Below are 20,177 nucleotides of genomic sequence, written 5' to 3'. Positions count from 1 at the left end.
TGCGTCGCTATCAGGCCTTGGTCGGCACATACCAGATGGGTGAAGACCAGGCACGTTCCTGAATGGTTTTTTGCAGCGCAGGATTAGGCGGTACACCTGCACGTATCGCATCCCATGTTGACCAGCGGCAAACCGGGTTTTCCAGCACGCGAACATAGTAAGACGCGCGCTGTCCCGCCTTATGTTCGGGATCGCGCCAGAAGGTTTTAAGTTCTGGTGCACCCTTATCGGTCGAGATGGAGCAATCGGATAGATTGACGGTCGCACCATTGTCGGGGCAGCGCGCCGTGCCCGGATCGACCGTACCGCCATCAGAACAGGCGACATCGAAAACCTTTTCGTTGGTTTTGCCGCCATCGGTCCAGACTTTGACAATCTGTACCCTTTGCAACGGGGCGCTCATCGCATCGCGCATGGCCCAGACGATAAAGCCAGGCGCCTTGCCCGCTCCCAACAGATCACCGCCCATGGCGACGCCATTTGCATAGGCTTTGGATACCATTTCCGGATCATCCAGCATGGCGGCATCAAAATCAAAACCGCCAAAGAAGCGCAATTTGATGCGCGTGCCGGTGGTCGCGTAGGTTTCCTTGCGCCGCATCGCGTCAAATATCGCTTCCCGGCTATTCTCCTCGGCCCAGACCGCGGCATAGCCTGACGCGCCCCAGCGGGAGAACCAGCTCGCCGCGCGCGGATCGACCGTCACGCCGTCCCAGCTTTTCTTGCCGCCTGGTGGCACGGAGCCTCGCGATTCCGGCGTGCCATCGACAACGCCGATTTTGGACCAGAAATTCTTCTCATCAAACGAACCGCCGGCGACGTGCGTATCGGTGGAACCGATCAGGCCGAATTGATAGGGATTGCCGCCAATCTTATCTTCCAGCATCAGCCCGTTGGCATAAGCCTGCCGGACATAATCGCCGCTGCTGGTCTTGGACTTGATCTGTGACGAAAGCAGATATTCGTAAATCCCGAAATCCGCCCATTCGTCATTGGGTGACAAGGACGGGTGGGTTTCCGAGGTGCCCTTGACCTGTGTGATCTCGACAATCGGTTCGTTGCGCATCCGCTGATCGGCATAGGCTTTGGTCAGCGGCTGGCCATTATAGGTTTCCAGCTTGAACATCTCGCCATCCGAAACATTGCTGTTATGCGGAATTGAAATTCCATCGATCCCGGCAGCGCGCTGTTCGTCCATCCAGGTCCACAAATCTTCCGGATTGCTCGATTCCAATGTGCCAAAGGGCATGTCGGGGGCTGCGTCCCGGAATACGACATTGCGATGCAGATTGCCGCCGGCAAAACCGCCACCTTCTCCCTGCGTCACCCGCGTGGCGGTATATTCATAGGCGGAGAAGGTCGTGAACTTGCCTGGCTTATAATATTTGTCGGCCGCAGCGACCGTCGCTTTCCAAACGTCGCTGATGATTTTCGGATCATAGACGCCTTCCATCTTGCGGCCATCGCGCACAGCACCGCCAATGAGCTGGAACGCGGCTATAATCTTGTCCGGATCAGCGCTGAACATATCCTTGGCCATTTCCAGCTTGGATATTTCCGTGCCTTCCGTATCCATCGCGGGCAGGTGACCCAGATAGGCGGCGTGATCGGTGACTGCCATGAAATCCAATGCCGGGCCTTCGAGTTTCAGGTCATAGCCGGACGGATGGGTGATGCCTTCGCCCATACCGAATTTGTAAGCATCTTCCGGTGTCGTCCGCACGTTGAAAATATAGGCATCAAAGCTGTTGCGCGTGTGGATATGCAGGTCACCAAAATAGACATTGCGATCGGGATTGGGTTGTTCGGTCGTTTCGCCTGGCGCTAGAGCCACGTCCGACGGATTGGTCGTATCGTCACTGCCGGAACAGCCTGCGACCAATGCGCCGACAGCTGCCAGAGTCCATAAATTGCGTGTCATATCTTTTCCCCTCCATACGCCAGATTGACCAGACGCATCCCTTTCGCACTTCATTTTACACTGCCTTGCCGATTGGCTGTACAGCGATGAGAAACGCTTGTTTCTCTAATATCACAGCGCAGTTTAATCTGCGTCTGAATGTGCTTCTCCGGTTGATTTAATGGCCCAGTTAAAAGACTTATGCAAGCGTAACTACGGCACATAAGACCATTCCCCACCCCACCCCACCAAAATGGCTCTGCTGTGGTTACGTTCAACTGGAGAGAATGATTATGAAGAGTATGAATCGCGTCCTCATGGCGGCCTTGTGTACGACGGCCATCGCAACCCCCGCATTTGCACAGGACCAAGGCGCCGAAGAAGCGGCAGTAGATGACAATATCATTATCGTGACCGCGACACGCCGTGCACAGGATGTTCAGGATATTCCGCTGGCGGTGACGGCGGTCAGCCCGGTTCAGCTGGAACGTCAGGGCGTCGTGAATGTGCAGGATATTACACAAGTTTCATCAAGCTTCTCCACCTCCAACGCGCAGGTCGCTTCGGGCAGTGTTGTGCTGCAAATCAGAGGCGTTGGCACGACATCCAATAATATCGGCTTTGAAAGCGCGGTCGGCATCTTCATCGATGGCGTGTATCAATCGCGCCCGGGCATTGCGCTTTCCGAATTTGTTGACGTGGAACGGGTCGAGGTTCTGCGCGGTCCGCAGGGTACCTTATTCGGCCGCAACACGTCTGCCGGTGCGCTAACCATTACCAATGTGCGTCCCGATGTCAGCGAATTTGGCGGCTTTGTGAACGCCACTTACGGTAATCATGACCTTATCAATGTGCAGGGCGCGATCAACGTTCCGATTGTTCAGGACACATTGGCGCTGCGTTTGACGGGCGCCTATCGCGAGCGGGATGGTGTTATTGATGTTATCGATGAAACCGGCAAGATTGGTGAGTCCAACGAGAAGGACCAATATCTTATTCGCGGTCAGCTTGGTTATGAAGGGGATAGCGGGCTGACGGTGCGGGTGATTGGTGACTTCTCGAAAAGTACAGCCAATTGCTGTTCGGCGGTGGAACTCTTGCCATCGCCGCTTGAAACTTCGGGGATATTCGAAGCCGTTGGCCTTGGCCCACGTGGTGGTCAGTTTCAACCGAATAGCGGGCAACAGGCCGCAGATGACCGGATCGCTTCAGCCAATTTTGAGCCGCGCGGCGAACTGGAGCAATGGGGCATAACGGCGGAAGTCGAGTTTCCGATCAGCGACAGTGCGGATATTATCTATATCGGTTCCTATCGTGAATTTGACAGCCGGGAATCTTATGATTCCGACTTCACCGCGCTGGATATATTCGATGTCGATCTGGCACGCGCTAATATCAATACGATGACCCATGAACTCAGAGTGCAGGGCGAAGCCTTGGACGGCGCGCTTAACTGGCTGGTTGGCGGCTATTATTCCGATGAAGATATCAATCAGGACGTCGATTTCTCCCTGGGCGGAGATTATGATGCGTTGGTTGGTGCGTTGCTTGGTGGTGCGTTGGGCGCCAACCCGCTGCAGCAACTTTCCGGCGGTGTTGATCCTTCGGTTGTCACAGCGACCAACAGCTATTCGCAGAGCAGCAAAAGCTGGTCCCTGTTCACACATAATACTCTTGAAATTATTGATGGTTTGGAACTGACTGTGGGGCTGCGCTATTCGGATGAGAGCAAAGATGGTGGGTTTGAACAAACGGCCAGCAACAATCCGCTTTGCACCGGTATCCGAGCTGCCTTTGCCAACAACCCAGCGGCGGTGCCGCCGGCGGTTGTTTCATTGGGCTGCTTTGCATTTCTTGCTCCGGCTGTCGGGTCCGACGCCACAGATGCCGAAATCCCATTCGCATTCCTGCCGCGACCATTTGATGGCGAGTTTAATGATAGCGAGCTGATTTACACGGGTAAAATCGCTTATGAATTTGCGGCGCCAATCAATATTTATGCAAGCTTTACCCATGGCTATAAGTCCGGTGGCTTCAATCTTGATTCAACTGCCGCTGCCGGTGGTGCCGACCCGCGCTTTGATTCAGAAGAAGTGGATGCTTATGAAATCGGCATGAAGGCGAAGTTTCTTGATGACCGAGTTACTTTGAATATCGCTGGCTTCCACGAAGAATTCACGAACTTCCAGATTCTGGAATTCACAGGTGCTCAGTTCCAGACATTCAATGTGCCAAAGGCAAAAACCACAGGTGTTGAAATAGAGACCGTCATTCGCCCGGATGATAATTTCACTCTGAATGCGGGCCTTACCTATACGGATGCGAGATATCCGAGCGATTGCGCTGGTGATCTGACCGATCCTCAGGTGCTCAATCTATGTGGTGCTTCTCTAACGAATGCGCCGGATATTGTGGCCATTGCCGGTGCGACTTATGAAAGGGATATTGGCAATAATCTGGATTTCTTCCTGAACGGTCAGATCCGTATGGAAAGTGATCGCCGGACATCGACACAGCCATCCAATCCCGCGGATCTTGATGATCCGACGCCGCTGGCTTTTGATGTTCAAGATGGCAATACAAAGATCAACCTACGTGCCGGGATCGGTAGCCAGGATGATGTATGGGCCATAGAGGCATGGGTCAATAACCTGACCAATGAAATCACCCGCGGGGTTACCTTCAATACGGTTCTGCGGTCTGGTTCGCGCTCTGCCTATCTTCAGGAACCACGGACCTATGGTTTAACGCTGCGCGGAAAATTCTAAAACTTTAGTGGTTTAGCGGGCATTTCGTCAGCATGATTGGGGCCGGTTTTCCGGCCCCTTTTTTTTGCCTGCCGACCTGAGAAAGCACGTCAGATGGTGTGTCAATCGCATCAATTATACCACAGATTGTAATTATGCTGACCTGTGATCCGCAGATTTGCGCTATTTTCAATGTAACATTTTTACCACGGCTTGCCACTTTCTGCACAAATATGTGCATATCACCTTGATTAAAGGGCCTGATTAAACGACCTATGCCGTTGAAACCGGTGCAATAAGATCATTGTCCTTCCCCAATTATAGGGACAGATGGCAAGCAGCGGCGAGTTCAACGGGAGAGAATAGTTATGAAGAGTTTGAATCGCGTCCTTATGGCAGCATTGTGCACAAGCGCGATGACGGTCCCCGCTTACGCACAAGATCAAGGCGCAGAAGATGCGGTTGATGACAATGTCATCATCGTGACCGCGACACGCCGTGCCGAAGATGTTCAGGATATTCCGATTGCTGTGACGGCGGTTAGTCCGGTGCAGCTGGAGCAACAAGGCGTTGTCAACGTTCAGAATATCGGCAGCGTTTCCCCAAGCTTCTCAACCTCCAACGCACAAACGGCGTCTGGCACGGTTGTTCTGCGTATTCGCGGTGTCGGTACCACATCGAACAATATCGGTTTTGAATCCGCTGTCGGTATCTTTGTCGACGGTGCGTATCAATCCCGTCCGGGCGTGGCTCTGGGTGAATTTGTAGACGTCGAACGTGTTGAGGTTCTGCGTGGCCCGCAAGGCACGCTCTTTGGCCGCAACACCTCTGCTGGTGCTTTGAACATCACCAACAAGCGTCCTGACCTGGATGAATTTGGCGGCTTCGTAAATGCCACCTATGGCAATTTTGATCATATCAACGTGCAAGGTGCTATCAACGCACCGATTATCGAAGACACGCTCGCGTTCCGTTTGACCGGTGCTTATCGTCAGCGCGATGGCTTTGTCGATATTATCGATAGCAATGGCGCAAGTGTCGGCGATTCCAACGATACGGAGCAATATCTGATCCGTGGCCAGTTGGGCTTCGAAACAGAGGGCGGCATATCCGGTCGCTTGATCGCTGACTATTCGAAGAGCACGGCAAGCTGCTGTGCTGCGATTGAAGTGCTGCAATCCGGTATTGAAACGGCTGGATTGTTCGCTGCGGTAGGCCTTGGTCCACGCGGCGGTATGGCAGGTCCCGACGTAGCTCTCGGACCGTTTGACATTTCGGCAGCGCAAGACGCAGTCGACAACCGGATTGCAACATCCGATCTGCGGGCTGATCCAACCAACGATCAATGGGGCATCACGGCGGAAGTCGAAGTTCCTCTTAGCGACAGCGCGGATCTGATCTATATCGGTTCCTATCGTGAATATCGGGCTGAGGAAGCATATGATTCAGACTTTTCGGGCCTTGATATCTTTAATGTTCTGCCTGGCAGTGACACCGCGATCGATACCATGACCCACGAACTGCGCATTCAAGGCGATGCTTTTGACGGCGCACTAAGTTGGTTGGTTGGCGGCTATTATTCCGATGAGGATATTACGCAGTCTACCAATTTTGGATTGGGTGCAGACTATGACCGTCTGGTTGGTGCTCTTTTTGCAGCGGGTACTGGCGGTGCAACGCTGAACCCTGCAAGTCCGATTTTCGCTGGTGCAACGCCGTTGCAGACATTGACTGGCATTGATCCGGCGACAGTGCGGACCACCAATGCTTACACACAGAGCAGTAAAAGCTGGTCGATCTTCACGCATAACACGTTGGAAGTGGCGCAAGGTCTGAAACTAACTGTTGGTTTGCGCTATTCGGATGAAAGCAAGGATGGTTCCTTCTCTCAACCCGCAATTACCAATGATCTCTGCCCCGCGACTTTGGGACAGATTGGCGCTGGCGGTCTTCCCGGCGGTGCAGCCAACCCTCTTACGAACAGCTATTTCGGATTGGGTTGTTTCGCGTTTGTGGCTCCAGCCATTGGTTCGGATGCGAATCCGTTCCCATTGCCACGGCCTTTCGTCAGCGAGTTTAACGACGAAGAGTTGATCTACACTGGTAAGGTAAGCTATGAATTTGCATCACCGATAACGGTCTATGCTAGCTTTACCCACGGGTATAAGTCGGGCGGTTTCAACCTCGACTCTACAGCGGCTGCTGGTGGCGCGGATCCGCGCTTTGCTTCGGAAGAAGTGGATGCCTATGAAGTTGGTTTGAAAGCCAAATTCTTGGATGATGCGATCACCCTGAACGTTGCTGGTTTCCATGAAGAATTCACGAACTTCCAGGTTCTGGAATTCACAGGCGCCCAGTTTACCACGTTTAACGTGCCAAGCGCGAAATCAACCGGCGTCGAGCTTGAGACTGTCATTCGCCCGGATGAGAATTTCACCATTAACGGCGGCTTGACCTACACGGATGCCAGATATCCTAGTGATTGCGCCGGTACGCAAACTTCACCCAATGTTCTGAGCCTGTGCGGCAACTCGCTAACCAATGCTCCAAAATGGGTAGGTATCATGGGCGCAACCTATGATCGCGACCTTGGTGACAGCCTGAAATTCTTCGTGAATGGCCAGATCCGGATCGAAAGTGATCGCCGGACATCGACGCAAGCGATTGTGGTGCCAAATGCGGCGGCCATCGCTGCAGCTGGCAGTGTACAGGCTGCTGTTGATGCCGCCGCGCTTAATCCGTTCGATGTTCAGGATGGAACGATCAAGATCAACATGCGCGCTGGTATCGGTGATATCGATGACGCTTGGGGTATTGAAGCATGGGTCACAAACCTGACCAATGAAGTGACGCGCGGTGTTACGTTTAACACGGTGCTGCGTTCGGGTTCACGCTCGACCTTCATTCAGGAACCACGTATGTTTGGCCTGACCTTGCGCGGCAAGTTCTAAGATTTAAACAGTTTGGGGGCATTTCGTCACCACAAGGAGGGGCCGGTTTTCCGGCCCCTTTTTTATGCCCTTGATTGATGCCGGTTGCGCGGTGCGATGATCGGTGCAAAAGTCTGGTTATGAAAAGCTATAGTTTCCAAACGGTACCGGTCCTGCACTTTGGCGAGGGCTGTCTTGCAATGTTGGCCGATCAAGTCGCTGCCCTGGGCGGGACTCGTCCCCTAATTGTTACCGATAAAGGCATTATCGGCGCCGGGCTTATCGCCCCGGTGGAACAAGCCCTATCCGATGCGGGTTTGACGGCGCAGATATTTGACGCCGTCATTGCCGATCCACCTGAAGCGGTGGTCGAACAGGCGATAGAAAAGGCCAAATCGACAGGCGTCGATATTGTCATCGGCCTGGGTGGTGGCAGTTCGTTGGATACAGCCAAGGTTGTCGCCGCGCTGGCGATTGATGGGGCGCAAGGCCTTTCCGAAATTTACGGTGTCGGCCAATTGGCCCGTAAAGGTTTGCCCACCATCCTGATTCCGACAACATCGGGAACGGGCTCCGAAGTTACTGCCATTTCCATCCTTACCACTGGCGAGACAACGAAGGCCGGAATCGTGTCACCACATTTGTTTGCCGATGCTGCCATATTAGACCCCGCGCTGACACTTGGTTTGCCAGCTGATGTCACCGCTGCCACCGGGATCGATGCGATGGTCCATGCGATTGAGGCTTATACCGGCCGCCATGCCAAAAATCCGGTGTCCGACATGCTCGCGGTAGAGGCGCTGAAATTGCTGACGGCTCATATTGAAACTGCTTGTTGGGACGGCGCCAACATGGTGGCACGTGAAGCCATGCTGCGCGGGTCGATGCTGGCGGGGCAGGCTTTTGCCAACTCGCCGGTCGGTGCAATCCATGCGCTCGCTTATCCGCTCGGCGGGATTTATCATATCCCGCACGGCCTCTCCAACGCGCTGGTCATGCCGCATATCATGCAGTTTAATCTGGAGGCAGCGGCCCCGCTCTATGCGGAATTAGCCGATGCGCTCGACGTGCCGAAAGCGGGTCCGAACAGTGCGGAAGCCCGGGCGCAGGAATTGATCGATTATCTCGAAGGGTTGGCCGTAAAGGTGAACGCGCCCCGCCGCTTGCGTGAAGTCGGCATCACTGAAGACGCGGTGGATGAGCTGGCAGAGGCCGCCATGTTGCAAACCAGATTGCTGATCAACAATCCCAAAGAATTGGATCTCGCCGATGCCAAGCGGATCTATGCCGATGCCTGGTAAGGAGCGCACCCCGCCGCCGCTGTGGGATGACTACCGTGGTGGTTCTTCAATCACCACGCGCTGGAATGACAATGACCCTTATGGGCATGTCAATAATGCAGTCTATTATTTCTGGTTTGATTCCGCAGTGAATCGCTATTTGATCGAACAAGGTGCGCTCAACATCGAAAAGAGCGATGTGATCGGCTTGGTCGTCCAGACGTCTTGCGAATATTTTGCGCCGATAGCCTTTCCCGATCTGGTCGAAGCACGCATTCGTGTCGAGAAACTGGGCCGGACCAGTGTTACCTATGGCGTCGGTCTGTTTCGAGGCGATGAGAAGACTGCATCGGCGGCAGGCAGTTTCACTCATGTTTATGTGAACCGGGAGAACAGGCGGCCGACCCCGCTGTCCGCGCCCTTGCGTTCTGCGCTGGAATTGATAACCCTTTAACTGAGCAGTTAAAGGACAAAGATCATGCGTCACGCAGCAGATACCGAGGAACGCCAGCAGTTTCGAGACATGACCCGGCGCTTTATCGAGTCCGAGTTACAGCCCTATGCCGATGAGTGGGACGAAGCGGGAGAAATCCCGTGGGAGGTCCATCAAAAAGTAGGCGCGCTGGGCACCTGGGGCTTTGGTGTGGCCGAACAATATGGCGGGCTTGGCTTTGACGATATGTATATGCGCTGCATCTGGGGCGAGGAAGCGGCACGCGCGCACAATGGCGGCACATTGGCGGCGCTAGGTGGGCGCAGCATTTCCATAGGCCCGATTGAGAAGCTGGCCTCCCAGGAGATTAAGGACCGTATCCTCAAAGATATCGTTCAAGGGCGCGTCGGATCCAGTCTTGGCGTGACAGAACCAGGCGGCGGTTCTGATGTCGCCAATATGAAAACGACCGCACGGCAGGACGGCAATCACTGGGTGATTAACGGGTCAAAGACGTTCATAACCGGCGGCATGACATCCGACTATTTCGTGGTCGGCGCGCGAACCGGTGGCGAGGGGCTGAACGGAATTTCTCTCTTTCTGGTCGAGAAAGATATGGAGGGTTTCTCCCGCACAGCACTCGACAAGAAAATGGGCTGGTGGGCATCGGATCAGGCGACGTTATATTTTGATGATGTCCGCGTTCCGGCAGGCAATATGCTTGGCGATGAAGGGCGTGGCTTCATTCAGATCATGCATAATTTCAACTATGAACGGCTGGGCATGGTCGCGCAGTGCCTTGGCATGATGCGAGTGTTGCTGGAGGAATCCATCGCCTATGCGCAGCAGCGTGAGACCTTCGGCAAGCCGCTCAGCCAGCACCAGGTGATCCGCCACAAGATCGCGGAAATGTCGGCCCGCGTCGACGCGACCGAGGCGTGGGTGAACCAGATATGCTTTCTGGCCGAAAATGATAAAATGCCGGTGGATCAAATCTGCAAAGCGAAGTTTTTCAGCACGAAAAACCTCGAATATTGTGCAAGTGAAGCCATGCAAATCTGGGGCGGAGCCGGCTATTTGCGCGGCAATGTCGTCGAGCGTTTTTATCGTGAAGTAAAAGTCATGGCGATTGGCGGCGGGTCAGAGGAGATCATGCGTGATCTGGCTGTCCGGCAAATGGGGCTTTAACATAGCTAGACTTTTTTTTGTTCCGGTCCGATAGCAACACAATGTCTGTCGGTGCCAATCCCCAACATCAAGCTGCTCCCATATTGCCGATTGGCTCTGTGCTGACCGGTCTTGCCTTTTTCTGTCTGATGGATGTGACCATGAAAAGCCTCAGCATTGCGCTGGGCGCTTATAACGCCATATTCTGGCGGGTACTGTTATCGCTGTTTTTAGTCAGTACTCTCTATTTGGCGCGCCGTCCAAAAATGCCGGCTAAGCCGACACTGAAAATCCATCTGCAACGCGGGATCATCACTGTTTTCATGGCCTTTCTGTTCTTTTGGGCGCTGGTCCGTGTGCCGATTGCCGAGGCAGTTGCGCTATCTTTTATTGCGCCGATTATTGCCCTCTATCTTGCTGCTGTATTTTTGGGAGAAACGATTCATCGCAATGCGATTTTCGCCTCTATTCTCGGCCTCGCCGGGGTTGTCGTGATCGGATGGGGGAAGATGAGCGGCGACTATACCAACGATGAACTACTCGGCTTTGGTGCAGTTCTGCTATCGGCGCTGCTCTATGCCGCCAATTTGGTGATTCAGCGTAGCCAGGCTTTGCTTGCGGATCCCATAGAAATAAGCTTTTTTCAGAATCTTGTGGTCGGAGTCAGCTATGCGTTGGTTGCGCCCTTTCTGGCGGTTGTTCCGAATATCCAATATGCACCAGAAATTCTGGCGGCGGCCGTGCTGTCAATCATTTCGGCGCTGTTCATTGCTTGGGGCTATGCCCGTGCACAGGCGCAGGTCCTGATTAATCTCGAATATAGTGCCTTTATCTGGGCGGCGATTTTCGGTTGGGTGTTCTTTTCAGAGCCGGTCACACTGCCGACGATATTTGGCACCGTGCTGATCGTTGCGGGCTGTGTTTTAGCGACCCGCCGCGGGGAGCCTGCTCATGTTGAAACCACAGCTATCTGATATGGCGCTTCGGATCAAAAATCGTGACGCGCGCCGCCTGTGGCTGGACCGGCAGGGGTTAGCGCAGACGCCAACCGGAACGCTTGATCTGCTTCGGATCATAACGGATTTGGGGTTTGTTCAACTCGACACGATCCGCAATGTTACGCGCGCGCATCATCACATATTGTGGAGCCGTAACCAGAACTATCGTGAGCCAATGTTGAATAAATTATTGGCCAATGACCGGTCGGTGTTCGAACATTTTACCCATGATGCGTCTGTCCTGCCGATGGAGTTTTACCCGGTCTGGCAGCGCCAGTTTCGCCGCCTGGGTGAGCGAGCGGGCAAGCACAAGGTGATGGAAGATCATGATATTGCGGCCATCAAGGCCCGTATCGCCGACGAAGGTCCACTATCAACGCATGCGTTCGATACGAAGATTGAGGGCAAGAAGGAAATGTGGGCGCGTCCCCCGCACAAACGCGTGTTGGATCAGCTATGGTATGCCGGTGATCTGGCAACTTCGCATCGAGAAAATTTTATCAAATATTATAACCTGGCTGAACGGGTATTCCCATTCGCGTATCGAGACATCGAACATAGCGACGAGCATCAAATGGACTGGCTGTGCAAGGCGGCGCTGGACCGACTCGGTTTTGGTTCATTGGGAGACATACAGAGATTCTGGGCCGCGCTCGATGCTCGGGAAGTCAGATCATGGGCCGAAAAAGCCGGGGACTATTTGGTGCCGGTTGAACTGGAAACAGTGAATGGCGAATGGATCAATATGGTCGCATCGCCCGATATCGAGACATTGCTGACCAAAGCAAACGCACCGACATCACGGCTTCGCATATTGAGCCCCTTTGATCCGGCAGTAAGAGATCGCACGCGGCTCGCGCGCCTCTTTGGTTTTGACTATCGCATTGAGATTTTCGTACCAGCGGCGCAGCGACGCTGGGGCTATTATGTCTATCCGCTGCTGGAACGAGATCGGTTTGTTGGCCGGATTGAGCTGAAGGCTGATCGTAAGGCTGGAATAGTGAAGGTGATCCAGCTGTGGCCTGAACCAAAGGTCAAATGGACGGCGAAGCGTGCTGAAAAGCTTGATGCTGAGCTGATGCGGTTGGGCCGACTAATCGGCGCCCATAGTGTCGACTGGCACTGTGCAAGGCCGATTGGCTAGGCCGCGCTATTTAACAACACCGCTGAAGCGCAATTCGCCAGACGCACCTGCGGCAATGGCATTGTCGAAGGTCCAGCGAATATGGGTGACATCGCTGGGCTGTGCCGCCCGGGAGATCTCAATGCTTTCAGCGTCTGGACCGTCTTCGGTGATGGTGAATTCGGTCAATTTTCCAAAGCTCTTGCCGCCATCGACAGAAACCGTGGCCCAATCTTCATTAACGCCGGTAAAGGAGACAGCTGAGTGTACAGGATTGTTGACGACAAAACCGGTTACGGCTGAGCTGCCGGTATTGCGATAGCTATTCACAAATACCAGTCTATCGCCGGGAATGACTTTGACTTCGGTTGGTTCATATAATTTCGTGATTGCCTGACCTGCGTCGTTCTGCTCGGTCCGTTCTACCAGAACCTTGCTTTCGATTTTCACATTCGCCCGCGAATCAGCGGCCTGAACAAGAGTTTGCAGCGGTGAAGCATGCGCGGCTTGGGCGGCAGAAACGCCTGCTGCCAGCACGCCCATCACGATAGCTGCTTCGATCAAAATGGTCCGTTTTTTCGACATGATTATACATTCCCACTATGTTCCCCCCAATACGCAGGGGTTTCATATCAACCGCCGAAATATGGCTCAAGTTGGTTAACAACCCGTTAAAGCTCATGCCAAGGATCGCCGCTTTCCCGAAATTCATCTTATGATTATCGAGCAGATTATCGGGTTATTTATTGGGCTTAGCCGAAACCAGCCTATTTTATTGGCTTCCTGCCGAACGAGCGGCTAAGGAATCGCCATGGGCTCGGCCAAGTATCGTTACCGCCTTTTTACGCTGTCAGTTGGATTTGTCCTGATGGCCATTTCGCTGGCAATATCTCCGCCTGCCCCGGCGCAAACCGCCAATGTTGAAGGTGCAACAGAAGCAGCGGACAGGCCCGATCCCACCGATTCCGAGCCGCTCGATCCGGATAAACCATTGACGGAATTTCCCGATTTCGGGGTCGATTGGCCCGATCTCGACGCCTCGGTACAAAGCGAACCTCAGGAAGTTGAGGAAACTCCGCGTGATCTGGAAATGGATCGCCGCCTGGCTGAGGAAGAGATCGCTGAAATCGAAGATGACGAGATCAGGCAGGAGGCTGAGGCGGAACTGGAAGAAGGCGTTGCGGCCAATTTCCAACCATCTGACCCATTAGCTGAACGGCGCTATAAGATTGGATTTGCTGGCCTGCCGGGTGGTCTGGACACGAAGTTTAATGAACGCTTTCAAGCGCTTTCTGCATTAGTCGAATATAAAGGCGAAGAAGCCAATTTCGCGCAGATCCGGCGGCGTGCGGAAGCGGATCGCGAACTGGTCGAAAGACTGCTCCGTATAGAAGGCTATTATGATGCGATTGTGCGCAACAGTTTCGCGTCTGGATCGGGTACCGATATCGCGGTAACCATCGCAATCACGGCTGGACCGCAATATCAACTCGATGCAATTACGCTGCGAGGGCTTGAGCAGACGGACGGCGATGATGCAGAAAAATTCCGTAACGCCTTTGGCTTGGAATCAGGTGAAACGATCAACAGTGACCAGATATCTGAGGCAGAGGCCCGATTGAATCGGGAAATGACCGAAAACGGCTATGCCTTTGCCGAGACAGCTGAACCGGAACTAACCGTCGATCATGCGGAACGTGATGGCGATCTGGATATCGTTGCAACGCCCGGTGAGAAATATGTTTTCGGCTCGATCCTTTTGGATAATACTGAGCTTTTTGGCCCTGATCATGCTGCGCTTATTGCGCGGTTTGATGCCGGTGATCTCTACCAACAGTCTGATGTGGAAGATCTTCGGCGGGCTCTTATCGCCACAGGCTTGGTATCGACTGTCGGGTTAACGCCCGTTGCATCTGAGGTGGAACCGGGCGTTGTCGACATTGCCGCTGATGTTACGCCAGCCCCGCTGCGTACGATCTCAGGTGCCTTGGGTTACGGTACAGGTGAGGGATTGCGTTCAGAGGTGAGTTGGGAGCATCGCAATTTTTTCCCGCCAGAAGGTTTGATCCGGCTAACCGGCGTTTTGGCTACCCAGGAACAATCCGGCAGTATTACCTATCGGCGGAATAATTTTCGCCGGCGAGACAATGTCCTGAATGGTCAGGTCGCGCTGAGTAATATTGACAATTCCGCTTTTGAAGCCCGGACATTTTCCGTTTCCGGCAGTCTTGAACGGCAAAGCAATTTGATCTTTCAAAAGAAATGGAACTGGTCAGCAGGGTTTGAATTGCTCGCATCGCAGGAACGTGATCTTGATGGCAATATCCAGACAACATCACGCGACACATTTTTCATCGGCGCGTTGCCGCTCACATTATCCTATGATGGCAGCGACGATCTGTTGGACCCGACACATGGTTTTCGTCTGAGTGCCCGCTTTTCGCCTGAAGCTTCACTCCAGTCGGGAAGTTTTTTCTACGCGCGCAGCCAGCTTGATGGCAGCGCCTATTTCCCGGTGTCAGAGAAGATCGTTCTTGCGGGCCGGGCTCGTATAGGTTCCATCGTCGGGGCTGGCAGCAATCGTATAGCACCGTCGCGCCGTCTCTATTCGGGCGGCGGGGGCTCGGTGCGCGGTTTCGGCTTTCAGCGGATTGGCCCGCGCGATGTGAATAATGATCCTGCCGGTGGCCGTTCGCTGGTGGAGTTCTCGCTCGAAGCCCGGGTACGGCTTGACATATTCGGCGGCAATTTTGGTGTCGTGCCCTTTATCGATGCCGGCAACGTATATAGCGAAACCCTGCCGGACTTTACTGGAATGCGTTTCGGGACCGGACTGGGTGTGCGCTATTATAGCGACTTTGGCCCTATTCGCGTTGATCTCGGCACACCGATTAATCCGCAGCCAGGTGACTCCCGGATCGCCGTCTATGTCTCGCTTGGGCAGGCCTTTTGATGGACAAGCAAGAACCAGACATTGATGTTCAGTCGATCAAACCGCGTCGATCGATCGGCCGGAAGATCATGGTTTTCTTGGGCGGCTTGTTGTTACTAGTTGCCGCCGTGCTGGCCGGGGGTGCCTATTGGCTGGATAGTGATAGTGGCCATAAATATATTATCAGCGAGATAGAGGCGCTGGAACCTGATGACGGCCTGCGTATCCGCATCGGGGATATCAATGGCTCCATCTATAAAAACATGGAGATTGTTGATCTCACTCTGGCAGACCCAGAGGGCGTCTTTTTCGAAGCGGGCGTCGTTGCACTGGACTGGAGCCCGTTGGCCTGGATTTTCAATGAACTGAATATCTCGAACGCCGTGATTGCCAAGGCAAGGCTAAAGCGATTGCCCGCGCTTCGTGATACGCAGCAAGACGCACCCCTATTTCCCGATTTTGATATTTATCTCGGCAATTTTCGAGCGGACAGTCTGCTGTTGGAAGAAGCTGTGATCGGCGAGGCGCAGCGCGCTGATCTATCCGGTTCGGCCGATATTCGCTCTGGTCGTGCCATGATAAACCTTGATGCCGCGACCACGCGCAGCGGCGACAAGATTTTGCTGAGCCTTAACGCCGAACCCGATCGGGAGAAGCTTGATCTAAATGCTGAGATTATCGCACCGGCCGACGGTGCCATAGCGCGTCAAATAGGCTTTCAGCGTGACTATGCGATCACGCTTGGCGGAGAGGGGGACTGGACAAAATGGGATGGCAGTCTGATCGCGAAAAGCGCGAACTTGCCGCTTGCTGAGCTGACGCTTGAGGCAAGAGAAGGCCTGTTCGGTTTTGATGGCAATATAGAGTCAGAGCTTTTGCCCAAGGGACTTGCTGCAAAGCTGGCTGCGCCGCGGCTGGTGGTCAATGGAAACGCGTCTGTAGAAGATCGGTTGATCCAGCTTGATCTGGCAGCGCGTTCCTCGGTGGCCAACCTGACGGCGAAGGGTGGAGTTGATCTCGCACGTAGCGCACTAGACGCCGTTCGGGTTGAGTTTGATGTGCGTGACCCGTCTGCTCTAGCGGCTAATATGAGGGCACAGGACCTGGAATTCAAAGCGCTGCTCAACGGCAAGTTTTCTACGCTGCGCTATCAATATTTGTTGACGGCACCGCAATTGGCCTTTGGCAAAACGCTGCTGACGGGCGTTACCGCATCGGGCGAGGGCAGGCGCGATGCAAACGGCTTTGACATACCGGTCGAGCTTGCGGTTACTTCGCTTATCGGCAATGGCGACCTGCTGAAACAGCTCCTCTCCGGTTTCAACGGCAAGGCGTTTTTGCGATTGGAACAAGGGCGCTTATTTGCCGAACGAGCAGTGATTGCGACGAATAGCGCATCAGGAAGAGCGGATATTGAAGCGCGTTTGGCAACGGGTGAATATGCTATTAATCTTGATGCCCAGGCACCGAGCTTTGCAGTGGCTGGCGTTGGCATTGCCGATATTGTAGCAGTTCTGGAAATTGGTACCGGCACCGCTGGACTGGCTATAGATGGCAAGGTGACGGCACGGCTCCGGCGCTTCGACAATGAATTTCTGCGTGACTTGGGTGGCGGACTCCCGGTGGTTGAAACCGGACTTGTGCTGGATTCTGATCGCAAGCTGCGCTTTCCCAATCTGAATATTGATACGCCAAAGCTGCAATTCAGCGGTAGTGGTGTGCAACAGACCGCTACCATATTCGAGTTTAATGGGCGTGGTGAGCATGACCAATATGGGGCTTTCGATCTTGATCTTGAGGGGCCTTTGGCGCGTCCCCAGATCGCGCTTTTGCTCGACAGTCCCTTGCCTGCGGCTGGACTATCTGCCGTACAGCTTGACCTTGATCCGGTTGATAGTGGCTTTGCTTTCACGGCTGCTGGTGGTTCTACGCTGGGGCCCTTTACCGGAAATGGTGCGATTGTCACGATCGCCGGGCAAGATGCTCAGATACGTGTCGATCAATTGAAGGTGTCAGACACCCTGGCGACCGGGACAATTCGTCCAACCGCTTTGGGACTTGCCGGGAATCTTGCGATTAGTGGTGGCGGCGTTAACGGTAATGTCCTGTTCGAACCAGGGCAGAACCGCCAGTTGATCCGCGCAAAGCTGAATGCCAAAAACGCCCGCTTTGATGGTGCTCCTCCGATCCTCATTCGAACCGGCACGCTGGATGCAGATGTCATTCTAGTGGAGGGGCAGTCCGATGTAGATGTAACCGTGCGTGCACAGGGAATTAGCCGCGGCGACTTAATGGTCGGCAGGGTTGCGGGAAATACCAAGCTTGTCAACGGAACGGGCAATGCAACATTTTCCGTTGCCGGCACCCGCGGCAGCACGTTTAATTTTCAGGCCAAGGCTGATATTATACCGGATCGCTATGTCATGACGGGCAATGGCCTGTTTGAAGGCCGAACCTTGCGGTTCTTGAAGCCACTGGAGCTGCGCCGGGTCAATGGTGGCTGGACCGTGTCGCCGACCACATTGGCCTATGGTAATGGCCGCACGCGTTTTTCAGGCCAATGGGCCAGCGGAACGTCGCGACTTGATATGACATTATCAAAAATGCCGCTAACCCTGGCCGATATTATAGCACATGATCTCGGCCTAGGCGGAGAAGCGAATGGCGTCATCAAGATTAATCAGACTGGTTCGCAAATGCCCATTGGCGAAGCGAAACTGAACATCAAAGGCCTCACCCGATCTGGGTTGATCCTGACCTCTACCCCAATTGATCTTGGTCTCAATATCGCCATTTCCAATCGCAACGCAGCGGCGCGCGGTGTCATCCAATCGCAGTCAAAAACCATAGGCCGCTTTCAGGGACGGGTCACCGGCTTTGGCAGCGGCAACTGGAAAGAAGAATTACAGCGCAGCCCTCTATTTGCGCAAGCGCGCTTCAATGGGGCTGCTGATGCTTTGTGGCGGCTGACCGGCGTAGAAACTTTCGATCTAACCGGCCCGCTGAGCCTGAGCGCAGATGTTCGGGGGACGCTCGCCAATCCGCAAATTGATGGGCAATTGCGGACAAGTAACGCGCGGTTGGAAAGTGGTCTGACCGGAACAGTTGTCTCTGGCATCAAGGCACAAGGCCAATTTGACGGTTCTCGGCTGGTTATGTCCAATATTACGGGGTCAACAAGAGGCGGTGGTTCGGTAAGCGGCAGCGGCAGTTTCAACTTCGCGGTGGCACCTGGTGAAGGTATCGGCATCATGCTCGACCTGAATGCACAAAAGGCTCGGTTGATCGCTCGCGACGATTTTGCAGCAACGGTGACTGGACCCATCCAAATCCGCAGTTCTGTGGATGGTGGAGTGATATCCGGCGATCTGACCTTGAATCGCAGCTTCTTTCAATTTGGCAATGCCGCTGAAACCGTTGCGCTGCCCAAGATCAAGGTCACTGAGATCAATCGCAGGGCGGATGAGCGGGTCGCTATCGTTAGCAGTCGTCCCTGGCGTTTTGCATTGAGCGCAACAGCACCCAATCGATTGCAGGTCGAGGGATTAGGGTTGGACAGCGAATGGCGCGCGAACTTGAAAGTATCTGGCCCGGTCGACAATTTTGCAATGACCGGCAGTGCGGACCTTGTCCGTGGCAACTATACCTTTGCTGGTCGCCGTTTCCAGCTGGAGCGCGGTCGAATCCGTTTTGTCGGCAGCCAGCCGCCCAATCCCATACTTGATATTGAGGCGGAAGCGGACCTGACCGGGCTGAACGCCACGATCAATGTGACCGGGCGCGGCAACAGTCCGGAAATCGCCTTTAACAGTGTCCCGGCCTTGCCGGAGGACGAGCTGCTATCCCGCGTTCTGTTTGGAGCATCGATATCTGACCTTTCGGCACCAGAGGCAGTGCAACTGGCAGCGGCCGTCGCATCGCTCAACAGCGGCGGCGGGCTGGATCCGATCAACCAGTTGCGCAAAGCAGTGGGTCTTGATCGCTTGCGGATATTGCCCGCCGATGTGACGACCGGTCAAAGCACGTCGATTGCAGCGGGCAAATATATAACCCGCCGAGCTTATGTCGAACTGATCACCGATGGTCAGGGCTACAGCGCGACACGGTTGGAATTTCAGATCACCCGCTGGTTATCGATATTGTCGAGCATCTCGACTATCGGCCGACAAAATGTAAATGTACGAGTGTCGCGAGACTATTGACTATGGACGATATTTGCGTCCGTCCGCTTGTCTCGCAGGTGTAATAGGAGCAATATGTCGGCCAGCAGCGCGGGCAGGAACGAAAGCAGCGCAAAGACGATTTGACCATTTAACCAGATCATCGCAGCCGATATCAGAAAAGCCAGTCCCATCAGGCCAAGCCCGATAATGCGGGTTGCGGATATTGCTGACAGCAACCCCGCCGCGACCTGAAAGATTCCAAATACCATCATGATGGTCAGGCCAAGGCCTAATGCTTCAAAAAATGCCGCTTCATTAGGTACTTGTAATATTTTGGCGGCGCCGGCGGCGATGCTCATTGCAATCAACAATATCAAAATTACATTTCGCGCCGTCCGCATCACTCTTCCCCCAAATGCAGATAAGATTAAGAACACCGGGGAAAATGGCAAATAAAAACCCGAGGCAATAACTTGCCCCGGGTCTTCAATTGTTTTGGCCGTT

At 54.0% G+C, this 20,177-nt stretch carries 12 protein-coding genes; 9 read left to right on the top strand and 3 right to left on the bottom strand.

What is annotated here, in order from left to right:
• Positions 1 to 10: 10 nt before the first annotated feature.
• Positions 11 to 1,921, bottom strand: coding sequence for a DUF3604 domain-containing protein (locus tag BS29_RS15910; RefSeq protein ID WP_229954612.1), 1,911 nt, complete (start codon positions 1,919 to 1,921; stop codon positions 11 to 13).
• A gap of 272 nt (positions 1,922 to 2,193) precedes the next feature.
• Between BS29_RS15910 and BS29_RS15905 the strand changes: the two genes are divergently transcribed.
• The 7 genes from BS29_RS15905 (at position 2,194) to BS29_RS15875 (ending at position 12,599) form a co-directional block, all read left to right on the top strand.
• Entirely contained in the window at positions 2,194 to 4,668 is a 2,475-nt protein-coding gene (locus tag BS29_RS15905; RefSeq protein ID WP_229954611.1) for a TonB-dependent receptor, read from the top strand.
• 347 nt (positions 4,669 to 5,015) lie between these two features.
• Entirely contained in the window at positions 5,016 to 7,598 is a 2,583-nt protein-coding gene (locus tag BS29_RS15900) for a TonB-dependent receptor (RefSeq protein WP_229954610.1), read from the top strand.
• Positions 7,599 to 7,717: 119 nt separating this feature from the next.
• Positions 7,718 to 8,878, top strand: coding sequence for an iron-containing alcohol dehydrogenase (locus BS29_RS15895; protein ID WP_229954609.1), 1,161 nt, complete (start codon positions 7,718 to 7,720; stop codon positions 8,876 to 8,878).
• Complete coding sequence (locus BS29_RS15890; protein ID WP_229954608.1) at positions 8,868 to 9,311, top strand: acyl-CoA thioesterase; 444 nt, start codon at positions 8,868 to 8,870, stop codon at positions 9,309 to 9,311. The genes BS29_RS15895 and BS29_RS15890 overlap by 11 nt, the downstream gene beginning before the upstream one ends.
• A gap of 24 nt (positions 9,312 to 9,335) precedes the next feature.
• Positions 9,336 to 10,478: an acyl-CoA dehydrogenase family protein gene (locus tag BS29_RS15885; protein ID WP_229954607.1), complete on the top strand. Its 1,143-nt coding sequence runs from the start codon at positions 9,336 to 9,338 to the stop codon at positions 10,476 to 10,478.
• Positions 10,479 to 10,519: 41 nt separating this feature from the next.
• Positions 10,520 to 11,431 carry a DMT family transporter gene (locus tag BS29_RS15880; RefSeq protein ID WP_229954606.1) on the top strand — a complete coding sequence of 304 codons (912 nt, stop codon included), beginning with the start codon at positions 10,520 to 10,522 and terminating at the stop codon, positions 11,429 to 11,431.
• On the top strand, positions 11,409 to 12,599 hold the full coding sequence (locus BS29_RS15875; protein WP_229954605.1) for a winged helix-turn-helix domain-containing protein: 1,191 nt from the start codon (positions 11,409 to 11,411) through the stop codon (positions 12,597 to 12,599). The genes BS29_RS15880 and BS29_RS15875 overlap by 23 nt, the downstream gene beginning before the upstream one ends.
• 6 nt (positions 12,600 to 12,605) lie before the next feature.
• Here the strand turns inward: BS29_RS15875 and BS29_RS15870 are convergent, their stop codons facing one another.
• Positions 12,606 to 13,163, bottom strand: a complete 558-nt coding sequence (locus tag BS29_RS15870) for a hypothetical protein (RefSeq protein ID WP_229954604.1) — start codon at positions 13,161 to 13,163, stop codon at positions 12,606 to 12,608.
• Positions 13,164 to 13,389: 226 nt separating this feature from the next.
• On the opposite strand from BS29_RS15870, the gene BS29_RS15865 reads away from it, so the two are divergent.
• Positions 13,390 to 15,531, top strand: coding sequence for an autotransporter assembly complex protein TamA (locus BS29_RS15865; protein WP_229954603.1), 2,142 nt, complete (start codon positions 13,390 to 13,392; stop codon positions 15,529 to 15,531).
• Complete coding sequence (locus BS29_RS15860; protein WP_229954602.1) at positions 15,531 to 19,712, top strand: translocation/assembly module TamB domain-containing protein; 4,182 nt, start codon at positions 15,531 to 15,533, stop codon at positions 19,710 to 19,712. The genes BS29_RS15865 and BS29_RS15860 overlap by 1 nt, the downstream gene beginning before the upstream one ends.
• Here BS29_RS15860 and BS29_RS15855 read toward each other — a convergent pair.
• Positions 19,706 to 20,032, bottom strand: a complete 327-nt coding sequence (locus BS29_RS15855) for a hypothetical protein (RefSeq protein ID WP_229954601.1) — start codon at positions 20,030 to 20,032, stop codon at positions 19,706 to 19,708. The genes BS29_RS15860 and BS29_RS15855 overlap by 7 nt on opposite strands.
• Positions 20,033 to 20,177: the final 145 nt, after the last annotated feature.

Origin of the sequence: Parasphingorhabdus litoris DSM 22379, from assembly GCF_020906275.1 — a bacterium.
GTDB lineage: Bacteria > Pseudomonadota > Alphaproteobacteria > Sphingomonadales > Sphingomonadaceae > Parasphingorhabdus > Parasphingorhabdus litoris.
Note: the sequence above shows the minus strand (reverse complement) of the source record. Positions and strands in the feature narration are given on the sequence as shown.

Bases quoted from the DNA above. Each gene is read 5' to 3' on its own strand.
- BS29_RS15910 (WP_229954612.1), bottom strand. From the start codon at position 1,921: ATGACACGCAATTTATGGACTCTGGCAGCTGTCGGCGCATTGGTCGCA.
- BS29_RS15880 (WP_229954606.1), top strand. From the start codon at position 10,520: ATGTCTGTCGGTGCCAATCCCCAACATCAAGCTGCTCCCATATTGCCG.
- BS29_RS15895 (WP_229954609.1), top strand. From the start codon at position 7,718: ATGAAAAGCTATAGTTTCCAAACGGTACCGGTCCTGCACTTTGGCGAG.
- BS29_RS15890 (WP_229954608.1), top strand. From the start codon at position 8,868: ATGCCTGGTAAGGAGCGCACCCCGCCGCCGCTGTGGGATGACTACCGT.
- BS29_RS15875 (WP_229954605.1), top strand. From the start codon at position 11,409: ATGTTGAAACCACAGCTATCTGATATGGCGCTTCGGATCAAAAATCGT.
- BS29_RS15885 (WP_229954607.1), top strand. From the start codon at position 9,336: ATGCGTCACGCAGCAGATACCGAGGAACGCCAGCAGTTTCGAGACATG.
- BS29_RS15900 (WP_229954610.1), top strand. From the start codon at position 5,016: ATGAAGAGTTTGAATCGCGTCCTTATGGCAGCATTGTGCACAAGCGCG.
- BS29_RS15870 (WP_229954604.1), bottom strand. From the start codon at position 13,163: ATGTCGAAAAAACGGACCATTTTGATCGAAGCAGCTATCGTGATGGGC.
- BS29_RS15905 (WP_229954611.1), top strand. From the start codon at position 2,194: ATGAAGAGTATGAATCGCGTCCTCATGGCGGCCTTGTGTACGACGGCC.
- BS29_RS15865 (WP_229954603.1), top strand. From the start codon at position 13,390: ATGGGCTCGGCCAAGTATCGTTACCGCCTTTTTACGCTGTCAGTTGGA.
- BS29_RS15860 (WP_229954602.1), top strand. From the start codon at position 15,531: ATGGACAAGCAAGAACCAGACATTGATGTTCAGTCGATCAAACCGCGT.
- BS29_RS15855 (WP_229954601.1), bottom strand. From the start codon at position 20,032: ATGAGCATCGCCGCCGGCGCCGCCAAAATATTACAAGTACCTAATGAA.